At 60.5% G+C, this 19,029-nt stretch carries 13 protein-coding genes; 8 read left to right on the top strand and 5 right to left on the bottom strand.

Going from position 1 to position 19,029, the window contains the following annotated elements; all coding sequences use genetic code 11:
- Positions 1 to 200 precede the first annotated feature (200 nt).
- From gyrB to MHAR_RS10595, 6 genes are all read left to right on the top strand, one after another.
- Entirely contained in the window at positions 201 to 2,123 is a 1,923-nt protein-coding gene (gene gyrB, locus MHAR_RS10620) for a DNA topoisomerase (ATP-hydrolyzing) subunit B (RefSeq protein WP_014587615.1), read from the top strand.
- A gap of 9 nt (positions 2,124 to 2,132) precedes the next feature.
- A complete protein-coding gene (gene gyrA / locus MHAR_RS10615; protein WP_014587614.1) occupies positions 2,133 to 4,520 on the top strand; it encodes a DNA gyrase subunit A in 2,388 nt (795 codons plus the stop codon).
- Positions 4,521 to 4,629: 109 nt separating this feature from the next.
- Positions 4,630 to 4,938, top strand: coding sequence for a DUF488 family protein, N3 subclade (locus MHAR_RS10610; protein WP_187287817.1), 309 nt, complete (start codon positions 4,630 to 4,632; stop codon positions 4,936 to 4,938).
- 159 nt (positions 4,939 to 5,097) lie between these two features.
- Positions 5,098 to 8,796 (top strand): TIR domain-containing protein, encoded by a 3,699-nt coding sequence (locus tag MHAR_RS12610; RefSeq protein ID WP_014587612.1) that lies wholly within the window; start codon positions 5,098 to 5,100, stop codon positions 8,794 to 8,796.
- Between the two features lie 126 nt (positions 8,797 to 8,922).
- Positions 8,923 to 10,179 carry a phosphopyruvate hydratase gene (eno, locus tag MHAR_RS10600; protein ID WP_014587611.1) on the top strand — a complete coding sequence of 419 codons (1,257 nt, stop codon included), beginning with the start codon at positions 8,923 to 8,925 and terminating at the stop codon, positions 10,177 to 10,179.
- Positions 10,180 to 10,249: 70 nt separating this feature from the next.
- On the top strand, positions 10,250 to 10,558 hold the full coding sequence (locus MHAR_RS10595; protein WP_014587610.1) for a DUF5611 family protein: 309 nt from the start codon (positions 10,250 to 10,252) through the stop codon (positions 10,556 to 10,558).
- A gap of 64 nt (positions 10,559 to 10,622) precedes the next feature.
- On the opposite strand, the gene MHAR_RS10590 is transcribed toward MHAR_RS10595, so the two are convergent.
- Entirely contained in the window at positions 10,623 to 11,720 is a 1,098-nt protein-coding gene (locus tag MHAR_RS10590) for a methionine adenosyltransferase (RefSeq protein WP_048145066.1), read from the bottom strand.
- A gap of 261 nt (positions 11,721 to 11,981) precedes the next feature.
- Here MHAR_RS10590 and MHAR_RS10585 point away from each other — a divergent pair, with 261 nt between their 5' ends.
- The gene (locus tag MHAR_RS10585; protein ID WP_014587608.1) at positions 11,982 to 13,220 is read left to right on the top strand and encodes a proteasome-activating nucleotidase; all 1,239 of its coding nucleotides are present in this window, start codon (positions 11,982 to 11,984) and stop codon (positions 13,218 to 13,220) included.
- Between the two features lie 62 nt (positions 13,221 to 13,282).
- Here the strand turns inward: MHAR_RS10585 and MHAR_RS10580 are convergent, their stop codons facing one another.
- Complete coding sequence (locus tag MHAR_RS10580; protein ID WP_014587607.1) at positions 13,283 to 14,218, bottom strand: right-handed parallel beta-helix repeat-containing protein; 936 nt, start codon at positions 14,216 to 14,218, stop codon at positions 13,283 to 13,285.
- 422 nt (positions 14,219 to 14,640) lie between these two features.
- Here MHAR_RS10580 and MHAR_RS10575 point away from each other — a divergent pair, with 422 nt between their 5' ends.
- Positions 14,641 to 15,792, top strand: a complete 1,152-nt coding sequence (locus tag MHAR_RS10575; protein ID WP_014587606.1) for a mechanosensitive ion channel family protein — start codon at positions 14,641 to 14,643, stop codon at positions 15,790 to 15,792.
- A gap of 20 nt (positions 15,793 to 15,812) precedes the next feature.
- Here the strand turns inward: MHAR_RS10575 and engB are convergent, their stop codons facing one another.
- The 3 genes from engB to MHAR_RS10560 form a co-directional block, all read right to left on the bottom strand.
- Positions 15,813 to 16,403: a GTP-binding protein EngB gene (gene engB / locus MHAR_RS10570; RefSeq protein ID WP_048144628.1), complete on the bottom strand. Its 591-nt coding sequence runs from the start codon at positions 16,401 to 16,403 to the stop codon at positions 15,813 to 15,815.
- A gap of 628 nt (positions 16,404 to 17,031) precedes the next feature.
- A complete protein-coding gene (locus MHAR_RS10565) occupies positions 17,032 to 17,925 on the bottom strand; it encodes a hypothetical protein (protein ID WP_014587604.1) in 894 nt (297 codons plus the stop codon).
- A gap of 2 nt (positions 17,926 to 17,927) precedes the next feature.
- Entirely contained in the window at positions 17,928 to 18,941 is a 1,014-nt protein-coding gene (locus tag MHAR_RS10560) for a hypothetical protein (RefSeq protein WP_143763401.1), read from the bottom strand.
- Positions 18,942 to 19,029: the final 88 nt, after the last annotated feature.

The raw sequence follows: 19,029 nt of genomic DNA, 5'->3' as shown, positions 1-19,029 counted from the left end.
GGAGGGGGGGGCACGTTAAGGCTAAGTAGCCAAAGGTCTATCCCTCCTTTCCCGCAAAAGCCTCGGGGATGGGAGATCCCCCCCCGGCGGGATGAAGTCTTCGAATAAAATATATCAAATCAAAATTTCGCAGCTGCCGGCTTGCGATTAATTCGGGAAAACCGTTATATATAATGCGATAATTCAATTGTGGGTCATTTATGTTATCGGGGGCGAATCCGGTCTTGAGCGAAGTAGTTGAGGAGTACGACGCGAGCACCATCCAGGTCTTGGAGGGGCTCGACGCCGTCAGGCGAAGGCCCGCCATGTACATAGGGAGCACCAACCTGGCCGGCCTCCACCATCTCGTCTACGAGGTGGTGGACAACAGCATAGACGAAGCCATGGCCGGCCGGTGCTCAGAGATCAACCTCGTCCTCCACGCCGACGGCACCGCCTCGGTGAGGGACGACGGCCGGGGCATCCCCGTAGACATCCACGAGCATTACAAGAAGCCGGCGCTGGAGATAGTGATGACGAAGCTCCACGCCGGGGGAAAGTTCGACCACAAGTCCTACAAGGTCTCCGGCGGCCTCCACGGCGTCGGGGTCTCCGTCGTCAACGCCCTATCGGAGTGGATGGAGGTGGAGGTCCGGAGGAACAACCTCGTTTACTGGCAGAGGTACGAGCGGGGGAGGCCCGTCTCGGACCTGGAGGTCCACGGCGTCTCCGACCACACCGGGACGACCGTCCGGTTCAAGCCCGACCCCGAGATCTTTGAGGCCGTCGAGTTCAGCTTCGATACCCTGGCTAGCCGCCTCCGGGAGCTGGCCTTCTTAAACCGCGGCCTGAAGATATCCGTCGAGGATGAGAGGACGGCCAAGAGGAGGGAGTACCTCTACGACGGGGGCATCGTCTCCTTCGTCGAGCACCTCAACAAGAACAAGGACATCCTCCACTCCCCGCCGATCTACTTCAACCGGGAGAAGGACGGAACCTCCGTCGAGGTGGCCCTCCAGTACAACAACACCTACAACGAGAACGTCCTCTCCTTCGCCAACAACATCAACACCCGGGAGGGGGGAACCCACCTCGCCGGCTTCCGGGCCGCCCTCACCAAGACGACGAACGAGTATGCCAGGGCGAACAAGCTCCTCAAGGACGATACCAAGCTCACCGGCGACGACCTTCGGGAGGGGCTCGTCGCCGTCATAAGCGTGAGGCTCGCCGACCCCCAGTTCGAGGGGCAGACGAAGACGAAGCTCGGGAACAGCGCCGTCGGGGGTATCGTCAGCTCCCTCGTCTCCGAGGGGCTGTCCGAGTTCTTCGAGGAGAACCCCCTGGTGACGGTGAAGATCGTCGAGAAGGCGACCCAGGCCTACCGGGCGCGGGTCGCGGCCCGGAAGGCGAGGGAGCTGACCCGGAGGAAGAACGCCCTCAGCTCGGGAGGGCTACCCGGAAAGCTCGCCGACTGCGCCGAGAAGGACCCCCAGCTATCGGAGCTATACATCGTCGAGGGCGAGTCGGCTGGCGGCTCGGCGAAGCAGGGGAGGAACCGGCACTTTCAGGCGATCCTCCCCCTCCGGGGTAAGATCCTCAACGTCGAGAGGGCGAGGCTCGACAAGATCCTGAAGAACAACGAGATCCGAAACATCATCACCGCCCTCGGCACCGGGATCGGGGACGACTTCCAGCTGGACCGGGCTAGGTACCGGAAGGTGGTGATCATGACGGACGCCGACGTCGACGGCTCCCATATCCGGACCCTCCTCCTCACCTTCTTCTATCGGTACATGCGGGAGCTCGTCGAGGCGGGCTACGTCTACATCGCCCAGCCTCCCCTCTACCAGGTGAAGAGGGGTAAGGCCGCGACCTACGCCTACTCCGAAGCGGATCTGGCCGGAATCCTGGAGGGGTCCGGGGGGAAGGCGACGGTCCAGAGGTACAAGGGCCTCGGGGAGATGAACCCGGAGCAGCTCTGGGAGACGACGATGGACCCCGAGAGGAGGACGATGCTGAAGGTGACCCTGGAGGACGCCATGGAGGCGGACGAGATCTTCTCGATCCTGATGGGAGAGAAGGTGGAGCCCCGGCGGGAGTTCATCGAGGCCCACGCCCGGGACGTGAGGAACCTGGACGTCTGAGGTGAGAAGATGACGGAGATAGACGTCGACATAACTTCGGAGATGAAGTCCTCATACATCGATTACGCCATGAGCGTCATCGTAGGGCGGGCCCTCCCGGACGTCCGGGACGGCCTCAAGCCCGTCCACCGCCGGATCCTCTACGCCATGTACGAGCAGGGGATGACCCACGATCAGCCCTACAAGAAGTCGGCGAGGGTCGTCGGAGACGTTATGGGTAAGTACCACCCCCACGGCGACGCTGCCATCTACGAGACGATGGTGAGGATGGCCCAGGACTTCTCGATGAGGTATCCCCTCATCGACGGCCAGGGGAACTTCGGATCCATAGACGGCGATCCGGCGGCGGCGATGAGGTACACCGAGGTCCGCCTCTCAGAGATCGCCGGGGAGATGCTGACGGATATCGAGAAGGATACCGTCGACTTCGTCCCCAACTACGACGACTCCCTCAAGGAGCCGACGGTCCTCCCCTCGAAGCTCCCCAACCTCCTCGTCAACGGCTCCTCCGGGATCGCCGTGGGGATGGCGACGAACGTCCCGCCCCACAACTTGAGCGAGGTGGCGGGGGGGATTACGAGGCTGATCGACGATCCCGATTCGACTTTAGAGGACCTGATGGAGGAGCTCCCCGGCCCCGACTTTCCGACGGGGGGCTACATCCTCGGAAGCTCCGGGATCGAGGCCGCCTACGCCACCGGCCGGGGGATCATCAAGCTCCGGGCAAAGTCGGTGATCGAGAGGGGCGACCGGCCTAAGATCGTGGTGACGGAGCTGCCCTACCAGGTGAACAAGGCGAAGGTCGTCGAGACGATCGCCGACCTGATCAAGGCGGACCGGGTCGACGGGATCTCCGACCTCCGGGACGAGTCGGACCGGGAGGGGATCCGGCTCGTCGTCGAGCTCCGGTCCGGGGTCAACCCCGAGGTGGTCATCAACCAGCTCCACCGGCAGACCCAGCTGGAGACCTCTTACAGCATCATCAACGTCGTCCTCGTCGACGGCCAGCCGGCAACCCTCCCCCTCCGGGATATCCTGAAGCAGTACGTATCTCACAGGGCCGAGGTGATCGAGAGGAGGACCAGCTACGACCTCGACCGGGCGGAGAAGAGGGCCCACATCCTGGCGGGGCTCCTCATAGCCCTCGGGAAGATCGATGAGGTGATCAAGCTCATCCGCGCCGCCGAGTCGCCCTCCGAGGCCAGGGCCGCCCTCACCGAGGCCTTCGGCCTCTCCGAGGAGCAGACGAAGGCGATCCTGGATATGAGGCTTCAGAGGCTGACCGCTCTCGAGCAGGGGAAGATCCGGTCCGAGGAGATGGACCTGGAGGTGGCGATCGCCCGGTTCCGGGAGATCCTCGCCGACCCCCGGGAGATCCTCAACATCATAAAGCAGGAGCTGGCAGAGCTCGTAGGAAAGTACGGCGACGGCCGGCGCACCCAGATCATCGAGGCGGAGGAGGAGATCGAGCTGGAGGATCTGATCCAGGAGGAGGAGGTGGCGGTGACCATCACCAGCGACGGCTACATCAAGCGGCAGCCCCTCTCCGCCTACCGCCAGCAGAGGCGGGGTGGGATGGGGGTCATGGGGGCCGACACCAAGAGCGAGGACTTCGTCACCGACCTCTTCATCGCCACCACCCACGAGTACATCCTCTTCTTCACCGATATGGGCAAGGCCCACTGGCTCCGGGTCTTCGACGTCCCATCCTTCGGCAGGACCGCCCGGGGCAAGTCGATCGTAAACCTCCTATCCCTGGAGGCGGACGAGAAGATCACCGAGGCGATCCCGGTCAAGAGCTTCGACTCCGAGGGGTTCATCGTCATGGCCACGTCCCTGGGTCAGGTCGTCAAGACCCCCATCCGGGCCTACAGCAACCCCCGGAAGGGGGGGATCAAGGCCGTCAACCTCCGGGGCGACCGGCTCGTGGCCGCAAGGCTCACGGGCGGCGACCAGGACCTGATCCTGGCCACCGCCGGCGGCAAGGCGATCAGGTTTTCCGAGGGGGACGTCCGCCCCAGCAACCGGGGGTCCATGGGGGTCCGGGGGATCACCCTGGAGGGCGACGACGAGGTGATCTCTATGGACGTGGTCCGGCCGGGAGCCTCCCTCCTCACCGTGACGAGGCAGGGGTACGGTAAGAGGACGGAGCTCTCCGAGTACTCTCCCCACCGGCGGGGCGGCAAGGGGATGAAGAACATCGACTCCAGGAAGGGGGACGTCGTCGCCTCCCGGACCGTCTCCGAGGAGGACGAGCTGATGATCACCACCAAGGACGGGGTGATGATCAGGATCCCCGCCTCCGACATCAGGATCCAGGGCCGGGCGACCCAGGGGGTCCGGATCATGCGGCTGAAGGCGGGGGACGAGGTGGCGGCGGTGGCGCGGATCAACTAGGCCGCGGCCGCCAACCGTCCCCATTTACGTTTTCTTCTTGTCCGCCTTTCATTTTATGGCCTGAATGTCAAAACCCAATAGAATCTACAAAAAAAATTCGTTGATGGATATGCAGACCTCCAACTTCGCCCGGTCCGGCTCCGACCCCCGGGCCGTCGCCATCTCCCGCACCCAACCTCGCGGCTGGACCGGCCGCGCGTACGAGCCGCTGGCGCCACCCTGGCGCCTCCTCGCGGCGGCGAAGAGCGGCGCCATCGACGAGGACGAGTACATCCGGCGCTACCGCTCGGAGGTCCTCTCGAAGCTCGACCACGCCACGGTCTATGCCGACCTCGGCGAGGACGCCATCCTCCTCTGCTGGGAGAGGGCGGGGGCCTTCTGCCACCGGCGGCTGGTGGCGGAGTGGTTCGAGGAGTAGCTGGGGGTATCGGTGCCGGAGGTGGGCGCGGGCGGCGAGGAGGATCGGGGGCAGACGAGGCTGGGGGAATGGTGACAACCGACGATGAGCACAGAAACACCCCAAATTTCGCCGATCTCGCCGAAAGATTTTAAGCGATCCGGACCTTGATGGTAACCGGTGAAAGACTTCTTCATCAGCTACACCAAGGCCGACAAAGAATGGGCGGAGTGGATCGCCTGGCACCTGGAGGAGACGGGCTATTCGACCGTGATCCAGGTCTGGGACTTTAGGCCAGGCTCCAACTTCGTGCTGGAGATGGACAAAGCCTCCAGGGAGACTGAGCGGACGATCGCAGTCCTCTCGCCGAATTATCTGGAGGCCTTTTACACCCAGCCAGAATGGGCAGCTGCATTCAAGAAGGACCCGAAGGGCGAAAAGGGCTCACTTCTTCCGGTCCGCGTCAGGGAATGCAAGCCCGGAGGACTGCTGGGCCCCATCGTCTATATCGACCTCGTCGGGCTCGATGAAAAGATCGCTATGGACAGCCTACTCGCTGGAGTGAAGCGTGAACGAACACGGCCACCTGAAGCACCCATCTTTCCTGGACTCCAAGGCCATTCCGTCCCCAAGCCCGAACGCTTTCCCGGCAAGGTAGGCAGGCTCGTCAACGTCCCGGAGCTGCCGCCGAACTTCCTCCCCCGCGATGAGGAGCTGAAGGGGATAAAAGAGCTAGTTTTTTCCGGAGAAAAGAAGGCGACCGGGATCACTGGGGTCTCTAAGAAGGTCGGCGTTCAGGGGATGGGCGGGATAGGAAAGTCAGTGCTGGCTGCGGTGGTGGCGCGGGATGATGGAGTCCGCCTGGCCTTTCCGGATGGGATATTTTGGCTGAGCATCGGTCGAGATATCCGAGAGGCAGATCTGCTTCAAATTCAGTCAAAGCTGGCCAGAATTTTGGGCGATGAAAGCGTCTTCGAGAATTTAAATGACGGCAAAGAAAAGCTGCTGGAGCTGCTAGCTGACAAGGTCTGCCTGCTAATCTTGGACGATGTATGGAAAGCCAGAGACGCGGGTGCCTTTGACTCGTTGGGGCCAAACTGCAGGATGCTTATCACCACTAGAAACGCAGACATAATCACAAATTTGGGTGGCTCGGAATACTCGTTGGACCTTCTGGAGGTGCCTAAGGCCCTGAAGCTGCTTGCGGATTGGGCTGGTATAGATGCCGATTCTCTGCCCCGAGAGGCTAATGAGATTGTGCAAGAATGTGGCAGATTGCCTTTGGCGCTAGCCATAATCGGCGCCATGCTGCAAGGAAAACCTCTTAATCGCTGGAAAAATGTGTTGCATAAGCTCCAAAGTACTGATCTCGATAAAATCGAACGTGACTTTCCACATTATCCCTATCACGACTTATTGAAGACGATTCAGGTAAGTGTAGAAAATCTGAAGCCTGATCTTCAATCTCGCTATTTTGATTTTGCAGTATTCCCGGAAGATACGCCTATCCCAGAAGCTGTTTTGCAGACCTTCTGGGCGCCGGAAGGTCTTGACGAGGACGAATCCCAAGATGCGGTCGACCTATTTGTCGCTCGGTCGCTGGCGAGACGATCTGATGAAGGACGCTTGAGCCTTCACGACCTCCAATTCGACTATGTGAGAAAACAGGTTGAAGACGTCACCGAGCTACACAACCGCCTACTGGAAGCTTACCGTCGGAAATGTCTTGACGGCTGGCACACCGGTCCAGATGACGGCTATATCTTTCAGCATTTGGCCCGCCATTTGATCGAAGCTGGGCGAAAAGATGAACTGCGCAATATTCTCCTTGATTTTAATTGGATAAGAGCGAAGCTAGAAACCACAGATGTTTCGTCTCTCGTTGCGGATTACGATTTTCTTCCGGAAGATTCAGACGCGTTTTTGGTGCGTGATGCTTTCCAACTCTCGGCTCACGTTCTTGCCACCGATAAAGCTCAGCTCGCAAGTCAGATCCTGGGCCGATTGATGGCTCTGCCATCTCGCTCGATACAGGCACTCCTCGATCACATTGGAGAGAGTGTACACGAATCCTGGATACGCCCAATGACCCCAAACCTGACGCCGCCGGGCGGACCCCTGCTCCGAATACTGAAAGGCCACTCCGATTCGGTTAGGGCGGTGGCAGTGACCCCAGACGGTCGGAGAGCGGTATCGGCATCCGGTGATCGGACCCTTAAGGTATGGGACCTGGAGAGGGGCGAAGAGCTGAGGACCTTGATAGGCCATTCCAATTCGGTCAGAGCGGTGGCGGTGACCCCGGACGGTCTGAGGGCGGTATCGGCATCCGATGATTCGACCCTTAGGGTCTGGGACCTGGTGAGGGGCGAAGAGTTGAGGACCCTGGAAGGCCATTCCAATTCGGTCAGTGCGGTGGCGGTGACCCCTGACGGTCGGAGAGCGGTATCGGCATCCAGGGATCGGACCCTCAAGGTATGGGACCTTGAGAGGGGCGAAGAGCTGAGGACCCTGAAAGGCCATTCCAATTCGGTCAGTGCGGTGGCGGTGACCCCTGACGGTCTGAGGGCGGTATCGGCATCCGGTGATCTGACCCTTAAGGTATGGGACCTTGAGAGGGGCGAAGAGCTGAGGACCCTGATAGGCCATTCCTGTTGGGTCAACGCGGTGAAGGTAACACCGAACGGTCTGAGAGCGGTTTCAGCATCCGGTGATCAAACCCTCAAGGTATGGGACCTGAAGAGTGGTGAGATGCTTTTGACTCTGAAAGGTCATTCCAGTTGGGTCAACGCGGTAACGTTGACCCCTGACGGTCGGAGAGCGGTATCGGCATCCGATGATCAAACCCTCAAGGTATGGGACCTGGAGAGAGGCGAGATGCTTTTGACCCTGAAAGGTCATTCCAGTTGGGTCAACGAGGTGGCTGTGACCCCGGATGGTCTGAGAGCGGTTTCAGCATCCGATGATCAAACCCTCAAGGTATGGGACCTTGAGAGAGGCGAGATGCTTTTGACTCTGAAAGGTCATTACTGTTGGGTCAACGCGGTAGCGTTGACTCCCGACGGTCGGAGAGTGGTATCAGCATCCAGGGATAAGACCCTCAAGGTATGGGACCTGGAGAGGTACGAAGAGCTGAGGACGCTGAAAGGCCATTCCAATTGGGTCAGTGCTGTGGCGGTAACCCCGGACGGTCGGAGAGCGGTATCGGCATCCGATGATCATACCCTCAAGGTATGGGACCTGGAGAGGTACGAAGAACTGAGGACGCTGAAAGGCCATTCCGATTCGGTCAGTGCTGTGGCGGTAACTCCGGACGGTCTGAGAGCGGTATCGGCATCCTTCGATCAGACCCTCAAGGTATGGGATCTGGAGAGGTACGAAGAACTGAGGACGCTGAAAGGTCATTCCAATTCGGTCAGAGCGGTGGCGGTGACCCCGGACGGTCGGAGAGCGGTATCGGCATCCAGGGATCGGACCCTCAAGGTATGGGATCTGGAGAGGGGCGAAGAGCTGAGGACGCTGAAAGGCCATTCCAATTGGGTCAACGCGGTGGCGGCGACCCCGGACGGTCTGAGAGCGGTATCGGCATCCGGTGATCTTACCCTTAAGGTATGGGACCTGGAGAAGGGCGAAGAGCTGAGGACGCTGAAAGGCCATTCTTATTGGGTCAGAGCGGTGGCGGTAACCCCGGACGGTCGAAAAGCGGTATCGTCATCCTTCGATCAGACCCTCAAGGTATGGGACCTGGAAACCGGTGAAATAGTCGCTACCTTCACAGCAGACGGTTCAATCCGTTGTTGCACTATCGGACCCGATGGCGTCACCATCGTAGCTGGCGAATCATCGGGAAGGTTGCACTTCCTCCGGCTGGAGAACGCCTGACAAGCCGAAGGCCGCAGCGCCTCTAAGCTGGCCGATGTGATGGATGCGCTGGTGGCGGCCATCTCTTTTCCGACCTCCCAAAGAGGTTAAATAAATCCGCCGCGAAGGCTCCACCGGCGATATACGATGTCATTCGAAATAGAGAACATTCACGCTCGCGAGATCCTCGACTCGCGAGGAAACCCGACTGTAGAAGTAGACGTCTGGACCTGCTGCGGCTTCGGCCGAGCCGCCGTCCCCTCGGGCGCCTCGACCGGGACCCACGAGGCCCTGGAGCTCCGAGACGGCGACGACCGCTACGGCGGCAAGGGCGTCCTCCAGGCGGTCAAGAACGTCAACGACGTCATCGGGCCGAAGCTGATCGAGTCCGGGATCACCGCTCTCGAGCAGCGGGCCGTCGACAACTTCATGCTCGCCCTGGACGGGACCTCCCACAAGTCGAACCTCGGCGCCAACGCGATTTTGGGGGTCTCTCTGGGGGTGGCCAAGGCCGCCGCCGACGAGCTGGCGATCCCGCTGTACCAGTACCTCGGCGGCGTCAACACCACCACCCTTCCCGTGCCTTCCTTGAACGTCCTCAACGGCGGCCAGCATGCCGGTAACGACCTCGCCATCCAGGAGTTCATGATCCTCCCCAAGGGAGCAAGCTGCTTCTCCGAGGGCCTGCGGATGGCCGCCGAGACCTACCACGCCCTCGGAAAGATCCTCCGGGGGAGGTACGGCGTTGGGGCGACGAACGTCGGCTACGAGGGAGGCTACGCCCCGCCCCTGAACAAGACTGCTGACGCCCTCGACTCCCTGATGTCCGCCCTCGACGCCACCGGCTACGATAAAGAGATCGGGATCGGGATGGACGCCGCCGCCTCCAGCTTCTTTGAAAACGGCTCTTACGCCATCGACGGCAAGAAGCTCTCCGGCGGCGAGATGGTCGACTTCTACGCCGACCTCGTTTCGACTTATCCCATAATCCTCATCGAGGACCCCTTCGAGGAGGAGGCCTTCGGGGACTTCGCCGCCCTGACGGCGCGGCTGCCGGGGACGATCATCGTCGGCGACGACATCTACGTTACGAACGTCCAGAGGCTGGCGAAGGGGATCGAGATGAAGGCGACCAACGCGCTTTTGCTCAAGCTCAACCAGATCGGGACCGTCTCCGAGGCCTTCGACGCCGCCCGGATGGCCTTCAGAAACGGCTTCAAGGTGATGGCAAGCCACAGGTCCGCCGAGACGGAGGACTCCGCCCTCGCCGACGTGACCGTGGCCCTCGGCGCCGAGATGCTCAAGACCGGCGCCCCCGCTCGAAGCGAGAGGAACGCCAAGTACAACCAGCTCCTCCGGATCGAGGAGGCGCTCGGCTCCGCCGCGAGCTATGCCCGGATCTAGAGACGGCAGCGCGGCGCCTCGAAGGTGCGGCTCGAAAGGTCTATAATCGAATGAAACGAAGGGCCGGTCCATGGAATACTCGTTCAAGAGGGGCTTCGGCCCCGAGCTTGAGAGGATCAGATCGGCCCTGGAGGAGGAGTTTCCCACCGAGATCCGGGAGGAGGGCGGTAGGCTTCTTCTCAGCTACGGCGCCCTCAAGTCCATCGAGGTCTCGATCGTGGGGAAGAAGCTCCTCGTCACCACCGAGTCCACCGACGGGGTCACCGACGAGGTTATCCTCGATACCAACAAGAGATTTCGAGACTTCCTGGAGCGGGCCACCGGCTACACCGCAAAGCAGCGGCTCCAGCAGGCGAAGAAAGAAGTGAGCAAGAGCTAGGGCCCCTCTCCCGAGCCGGCTCTTCTTTACAGCCTCAGCCGCTCGGTTTTTGCTCGGAACATCTCTAGCAGACCCGGAGCCTCCCCGCCACGAAATCCTCCACCAGGTCTCCGATCCCCTGGAGGTGCCGGTCTACTATCTCCTCGATCCTCCTCTCGGCGCCGCCGTCCGGCCGCTCGTCACCCCTGATCTCCACCGCCCTGAGGAGGGGCTCGGTGAGGGGGGCGCCGATCCTGCTCACCAGGGTGACGTACGCCTCTTCGACGCCGTCGAGCTCGGCGATCTCCGCGGCGGCCCTCCCGGCGACGACGTTGTAGATCTTGCCGACGTGGTTTACCGGGTTCTTTCCGGCGATCGCCTCGATGGACATCGGCCGCATGGGGGTGATGAGGCCGCTCCCCCGGTTTCCGCGGCCGGTGGCGCCGTCGTCCCCCATCTCTATCGAGGAGCCCGTCAGGGTGAGGAAGATGTTGTTTCCTCCGTCGGCGGCGTTGACGGCGACCTCCGCGTCTGCCGCCGTGGCGATCGTCTCCCGGACCCTCTCCTTCACCTCCCGGTACTCCTCCATCGAGGAGACGAACTTCGATACGATCGCCGCCGCCACCACCAGGTTCAGGCGATCGCGGATCCGCACCGCCATCACCTTCGTGTCCTCGCCGACCCCCCTGACCATCCGGACCCTCTCCTCCAGCTCCAGGACCAGCTCCTCGGTGGGGTTGAGGGGAGCAAAACCCACCCCTATCGAGGTGTCGTTCGCCCCCCGCCTCATCAGGCTTACGAGCTCCGGCGACCCTCCCCTCACCCTGGCGTCGATCCGGTGCTCGAGCAGGTTCGCGAGGGACCGCTTTAGGTGGTCGGAGGCGACCCTCGCGATGAGGCCTTCCAGATCCTCCCCCGCCGGCGGGGTGGCCCTTCCCCCGACGATCACCGTCGGCGGCTCCAGGACCCGGCCGCCGCCGAACTCCACCTCGACCCTTCCGGCGGTGATCAGGACCTTGTCGACGTTGTGGTGGAGGATCTCCCCGAACTCCTCCAGGTAGGACCGCGATAGCTCCATCGAGATGGCCTCTGATATCCCATCCGCGAGGGTGTCGGGATGGCCCAGCCCCTTCCGCTCCACCACCTCGAAGGTCAAAGGTCTGTACTTCTCAAACTCGATCATCAAAACACCCGAATATATTACAGAACCTCCAGCTTGATATTCCGATCGGTTGCCCCGGAGCTTCGATGATGAAGTACGCTTATTGACGTGGTTTACCTGGCAAATCGTCGGTGATCCTCTTCCGAAAATTACGGCGGCGCCCTCTCCCGCGGCGTAAATTATCCGGCGAAGACCGCCGCCGGCCGGGGTTGGTCATTTATAATATCGGCCCTATTCCTGAGGGTGCAATTTATATTCCTGAATGAGCATTCGACTATTTACATGACTGAGTCAACAATTACGCCAGATCAGGAGTCGATTCAGGAATTACATCTAAAGAGGATCACAGCTCTGGAGAACGAGAACAAGCGCCTGAGTGAGGAGATCGAGACCCTCAGGATGGAGAAAGAGGACACCAGAGCCAAGCTCGTAGAGACCCTCATATCCAACAAGAAGTACATGCGGGAAGAGGAGAGGCTGAAGAAAGAGAACGCCCTCCTCCGGAGGATGCCCCTCTTCCTGGCGACGGTGGTGGAGATGGGGGAGGACTACGTCCTCCTCCGACAGCACGGTAACAACCAGGAGTTCATCACCACCACCTCCCCGGAGATGATGGAGGCTCTGGAGCCGAACACCAGGGTCGCGATAAACAACTCCCTGACGATAGTGAGGGTCATGGACAAGTCCGTGGACGTCAGGGCCAAGACGATGGAGCTGATAGAGGCTCCCACCGTATCTTACGATCAGGTGGGGGGCCTGGAGGACCAGATCCGGGAGGTGAGCGAGACCGTCGAGCTTCCCCTCACCCAGCCGGAGCTCTTTGCCGAGATCGGGGTGGAGCCGCCGAAGGGGGTCCTCCTCTTCGGGCCCCCCGGGACCGGCAAGACCCTCATAGCCAAGGCGGTGGCCCACCACTCCCGGGCCACCTTCATCCACATGTCGGGGAGCGAGCTCGTCCACAAGTTCATAGGCGAGGGAGCCCAGCTCGTCAGGGACATATTCCAGATGGCGAGGGACAAGGCCCCAGCGATCGTCTTCATCGACGAGATAGACTCCGTCGGATCCATCAGGACCCACGATGGGACCACCGGGTCCGCCGAGGTGAACCGGACGATGATGCAGCTGTTGGCGGAGCTGGACGGCTTCAGGGCGAGGGGGGACGTCAAGGTCATCGCCGCCACCAACAGGATAGACATCCTGGACCCCGCCCTCCTCCGGCCGGGGAGGTTCGATCGGATCATCGAGATCCCCATGCCCAACTTCGACGGCCGCCTGGCCATCCTTTCGATCCACACTGCGAAGATGAAGATGAGCCCCGAGGTGGACCTGCGGGTGATAGCCAAGGAGACGGAGGGGGCGAGCGGTGCCGACCTCAAGTCCATCGCCGTCGAGGCGGGGATGATGGCCATAAGGCGGCGGGGAACCGCCGTCACCCCGGAGGACTTCAAGAGGGCCGTCGACAAGGTCCTCGGCGAGGAGATGCTCCCGCGGGTCGACGAGTCGATGAGGATGTTCTCTTAAGGGGAGGAGGACCGGGCTTGGGGCCCTCCCTCATCCTCCCTCATTTTTCCTTCACGATCTCTTCAGCCCCGAAGGGTGTAATTCTCCGAGGGTTTCTTAAGGGGGTTGTAGTCCCTCTCCCTTCCCGATACGGCGTGAGGCCTGTCCACGAGGCCGTCGCCGAAGGGGTCGGGTCCGAAGTAGCCGCTCCAGTAGTTGCCGACGTACCTCCTGTACTGAACGCCGTTGTAAATATACTTCAAAAGCTCTGTGGAGTTCCAGTAGTTGGTGGAGTTCCAGGAATGGGCGTCGTTATTGTTGCCGATGAGGTTGTTCATATAAATTCTATTGTTGAAGGAGTTGTCGACGTAGACCCCGTACTCGTTGATGCTCAGGTTGTTTCCGGCGAGGACGTTCCCGTTGGAGCTCTCCAGGCTGACGCCGTCGAGGTTATTTCTTATCGTGTTGCTGGTGATGGCGTTTCTGCTGGAGTATAGGAGACGGACCCCGAAGATGTAGTTGAACCTCACCCTGTTTCCTCGGATGGTGTTGGCGGAGGAGCGGAGGAGCCATATCCCCTGATTGTCGTTCTGCCGGACGACGTTGTTGGAGACGGTGTTGTCGCTGCACTCGCCGAGGATTATCCCAGCCCACCTGTTTTGGCTGGCGTTGTTGTTCCTTATGGTGTTGTTGTTGGCCCTGCTGAGAAGGATGCCGCCGAAGGTGTTGTTGCAGGCCTCGTTCTCCACGATGGTGCACCGCTCCGAGGAATAGAGGGAGATGCCGACGTCGTTTTTGCAGACAAAGTTCTTCAGGACGCTATTTCGGGCTGCGCCGTCGAGGACTATGCCGTACTCGTTCCCGGTGACCATGTTATTCCGGATGGTGTTCTCCTTTGAGATCGCCTTTATTCCGGCGTCCTTCCAGAGCTTCCCCGAGTTCGTAACGTCGAATCCCTCAAAGAGAACCTCGTCGGCGGAGATGACGACGGCGCTCCCAAACCCCCCTCCATCGATCACCGGCTTTCCTCCCCCCGAATCCAGGCCGATGAGGGAGAGCTTCTTGGTGACGTTTAAGTTCTCCCGGTAATTGCCACTCTTGACGATGATCCTGTCCCCTTCGCTGGCGCGGTTTATTGTGGCCTGGATGAACTTGTCGTCGTAATCCGGGCTGACGACGTAAGTCGCCGCCGATGCCGGGCCCCCCGAGAGGATGAGGAGCAGGGCCGAGAACAGAATCAGGCCGCCGTAAAATCCCTTTCTTGGTATGGGACCATCCCCGCCTATCGTCGGGTTTTATTCCTTTAAAGCCTTTTCAGCCCCGGGGAGGCGGTCGGGGTGCTACGACCGCGGCCTCTTCTTCTTGGGCCTCTTCTTCCTGGGCGATTGATCCTTGAGCCATCAGCGAAATCGTTAAGTATTTCCGATTTTTCCTCTGTCTCATGGAAGATGACGAGATCGTATCCGGGGAGGAGGAGATCTTCTACGATTATACCGTCCCCTCCAGGATGGGCCCGGACGGTCTCGACCAGGATTCGAACCTCACAAACGTCACCACGGATCTGCCGAGGGAGCTATCTTCGGAGGTCCCTTCCCAGCTGACGGGGGACGGCGCCTATTCTAAGATCGAATCGATCATCGACTACCTCGACTCTGCCCTGGGGATCGACCTGGTGGCCATAGCGGGAATAATCTTAAAGGTATTAATTATAATAATTATTACATATTTACTCGCCAATATAGTCCGACGGGCGATCAACATCCACCTCCCCAAGATCACGGGGGGTGGGAAGATGGGCCTCGACGCCGAGACCGAGACGACCTTCAGGACCCTGATCAGCAGGCTGATGGTGGCGGCGATCTACGTCGCCGGGTTTCTGATGGTGATATACCAGATACCGACCCTTAGCAGTATCTCCGTGACGCTCCTCGCCGGGGCGGGGGTGGCGGGCCTCGCCATAGGCTTTGCGGCCCAGGACTCCCTCTCCAACCTGATATCAGGGATCTTCCTTGCGATATTCCATCCCTTCCGCGTCGGGGACTTCGTCGACTTCAAGGGCGAGTACGGCCAGATAGAGGATCTGACCCTGAGGCACACCACCATAAAGACCTGGGACGGCCGGAGGATCTTCGTCCCTAACAGCCTCATGGGCAGCCAGCCGATCATCAACTGGTCGATCACCGACCCCGTCATCACCTGGAGGGTGGATGTGGGCATCGGGTACAGTGCCGACATCGACCGGGCGAGAGAGATCATGCTCGAGGTGGCGAGGAGGCACCCCCTGGTCTTGAAGGATCACGACATAACGGTTAGGATCACCGATCTCGCCGATTTCGCCGTGAACATGAGGCTCACCGTGGACGTGCCTCACCGAGATGTGGCGTACTCCACCGCCTGCGACCTCCGAGAGGCTATAAAGAAGAGGTTCGATGAGGAGGGGATCGAGATACCTTACCCCTACAGAAACCTCATCCTCCAGAGGGGGGAGGGGCCGTCCCCGGGGCCTGCAGAAGAGGGCTTGGCGGGGGGAGACCTGCCGGCCAGCAGATCGTCATGTCGTGATGCGCCCTCTGGAGGAGGGGCCGGACGGTGAAGACCCTCCGGTCTTCCGCCTCATCTCCTCTTAGGGGGCCCCCCTGCCGATCGGTCCTGGAGGGAGGATTTTATGATCTCCTTCAGGGGTCCTATCTCTCCGCCCTTGGCGGAGATGGGGGCGATCCGATCTCGCCACTGCCTCCAGGGGGGGAGCATCCCCAGCCTTTCGCCGATCGCGTCGAGGGTGGCGTCGCGATCCTCGACCTTGTCCATCTTGTTCGCGGCGACGGCGACGGCGAGGTCCAGGTCGGTCAAAAACTCGAAGAGCTCCACCTCCAGGGGTATCTCCCCCCGCCCCTCCCACCGGTCGGCGATCTCGATAAAGCTGGCGGCGTCGATCACCTGGACCGCGAGGAGGATCTCGTCGGCCTTCTCCTCGAGGTAGCGGACGATGAAGTCCTTCGTCCCCTCCTGGACCCCCCTCTCGGCGCCCTTCATGTACCCGTAGCCGGGCATGTCGACGTAGGTGACGGCCCCCGCCAGGGCCCTCGCGGGGCCTACCGTCACCCCGGGCCTCCTTCCCACCCGGACCCTCTTGCCCGTCAGGAGGCGGAATAGGGTGGACTTTCCGACGTTCGACCTTCCTATCAGCACTATCTCCGAAGCCATGGACCGATCATCCCCCTTCCTCCTCGAGCCCCCCTTAGAAATTCGTTTCTCTTCTTCTGGGGAAGGGGGGTTTTTGGGGACCGAAAGGCTTATATTCGACAAATGACGTATGGGAACAAGGCAAAAGTCGATTGAACTTTTTCCTCCCTCCCAAAAATCCCTACATCCGACTTTTGCCCCCCCTTCATTATCCTTTGACCGGTCTACGTCCCGTTGGCCCCTTCCAGCAGGATTGGTCTTCCGCCGGCGACTGATATCACCTTCCTCGATGGGTCGGCCCCCAGGAGGGGCCGGAGGCGAGGATCTCCTCCGAGGAAGAGAAAAGTATATATTCGTCAGATGACGGAGTAGTATCAGGCAAAAGTCTGACCTAAAAACTTCCTTCCCTCCCGAATCCCTATGACATAGACTTTTGCCCCCCACCTCCCTTTTATCCTTCCCTCCTCCTAGCGAAGGCCTGAGGGCGGCGGATCGAGGGCGCCAAGACCGATAAGCCCGTCATCCCTAGGGGCTGGATGGTCGGATCGCCAGCCTCCGGCCCACCACCGGGCCTTGAAATTGGGCATAATCTCCGATAAAAAAGTGGCGCGGTGAAGCGCGCCCCTCCCAAGCGGACCTCCCTTATACGCTAGACGCATCCGAATACCCCGGCCCCGCTCCAGGGGCTGGTGTCGCAGGGATCGAGGCCGGAGCACCCTTCGATGCAGCATGAGAGCCAGTCGGTCTTGTTCGTCAGGTTCGTATCGACGAGCTCCATCTTTACCTTGCGGGTTATGTCGTAGATGCCGCTGTACCTCTCCTCCCCGAGGTTGATCAAATCGCCCCGGACGTCTACCTGGCGGTACCTGAGATCTGCGATCCCGGTGGAGTGGGATGCGAGGTCGTAGACGGTGGACCTGGTGGGGAAGACCTCGGCGCTGATGATGGTATCGTTGGTGGCGATGACGGTGGCGTTCAGCCGCTCAAGGCGCAGGGCAACGTTCCTCTCCTTCGACAGCTCGGTGTTGTATAGGAAGCTCGACCCCACCGAGTCGCCGTTATTTCCGGCAGAGTCCCGGTCGTTGATCATCTTTCCGGCGTAGTCGACGGTCTTGCTGGAGTTGAGCCTGACGGGCCAGTTCTCTTCGAGGGTGATCGTCCAGACGTCGCTTCCTGCGGGCTTGAAGTAGCTCCGGTTGACGGCGGCCTGGGCCGAGGCCCGGAGGTAGATCGCCTCCTCGGAGCTGTAGGTCCCCTCCAGGGCGGCGGTCCTCTCCTTCAGCCGGACTTCGTTGACGTCGAAGGTGGAGGAGGCCGAGTAGTAAGGCGATAGAACCCTCCCGGCGGGGGTGACGGAGATGGGGGCGATGTCTCCCTCCACCGAGCCGGAGAGGTCGAGGGTCATGTTCGCGCTCTGGCGGCTGATCCAGAAGTAGGATCCGTCGGTGACGTTGTACACCCCGAAGGTGTACGAGGCGGCGGAGGCTGAGGAGATCAGCCCCGCCAGGAGGAGCGCGGTCGTTAAAGTGCGATATGCGTCCATCTTCAAAGCTCCACAATATCTTGACCGTAGTCGTTCGCGTTGGTCCAGGCCCAAGACTCAAAAGATCCGGCACCAGTCCAAAACCTTTCCTCTAGTTCGTAAGTCGATTGAGCCCAGGGCCATAAAAAGTCCCCCTCGGCGTAGGATATCTGATGGGCCCTGGCCTCCCTCTCGTCCACCTCGGCCTCGCCCAAAAACTCGAAGTACGCGTTGCCTAAGATGTAATTGTCGACGTAGGCAAGGTAGTCCTTTTCGGGGTTGTAGGCTTGGCAGTAGGCGTAGGCGAAGTCTCCATCGACCACCGCCGACTGGCGACCTGCAGCGCTGTTTCCAGCTTTGACCCCCTGGGAAGCATCCAGGGTTCCGTAGTAGACCTGGGCGTAGATGTCGACGTAGCTCCCCTCGGAGTCCACCCCTTCACCGCGAGCCACAGCGCTAATCCCTTGGGCTTCGACCTTCTGAGAGGCAGCGACGCTTCCGCCGGTGGCGACGGCCTGGGATGCGGATATGTCGGCCAGGAATCCGTAAGATCCAACGCCTGCCACGTCTCCGCCTTCGGTGCCCCATAGCTCTGCGGAAGTCTCGAAGGCTCCGGCCGTGGCTGCGGATCTGGAAACGCTTCCCTTCGACGGCATCAGGCAGGCGCTTCCCCGGCCCGTGATATCTGATGCTCCAACGGTCTCCAGGGCATAATTAATGACGTAGTCGGCACCTCCGCCGCTCCCGTAGAATGCCTGGTTTATGTCGGCGTTCCCCGAGCCCCAGAGGCAGTTCTCCTCAGCGATTCGAAATTCGCCGTCGAAGCTCGCCGAGGCCCTGCTGCTGACCCCGATGCTCTCCTCTACGTTATACGACTCCGCGATCCCGACGGTCCCGCTGCCGCTATTCGCAGAGAAATGGAAGTCGATGGCATAGGCCCCCTGGAATATCAGAAGGCAGGTTATCGATATTGATATCCGATGTAATCCGGACAGAGATCTCCCTCCTACAGCTAAATTAATGTTTGTCATTTGCACAAGATAATTCTGACGGTATCCTGCCGGCAGGTAAAAGAGTTTCAATCGGCAGACGGCATCCTCAGATAGATCATCCAAAGTCGTGTTA

Source organism: Methanothrix harundinacea 6Ac (assembly GCF_000235565.1).
Taxonomy (GTDB): Archaea; Halobacteriota; Methanosarcinia; order Methanotrichales; family Methanotrichaceae; genus Methanocrinis; species Methanocrinis harundinaceus.
Note: the sequence above shows the minus strand (reverse complement) of the source record. Positions and strands in the feature narration are given on the sequence as shown.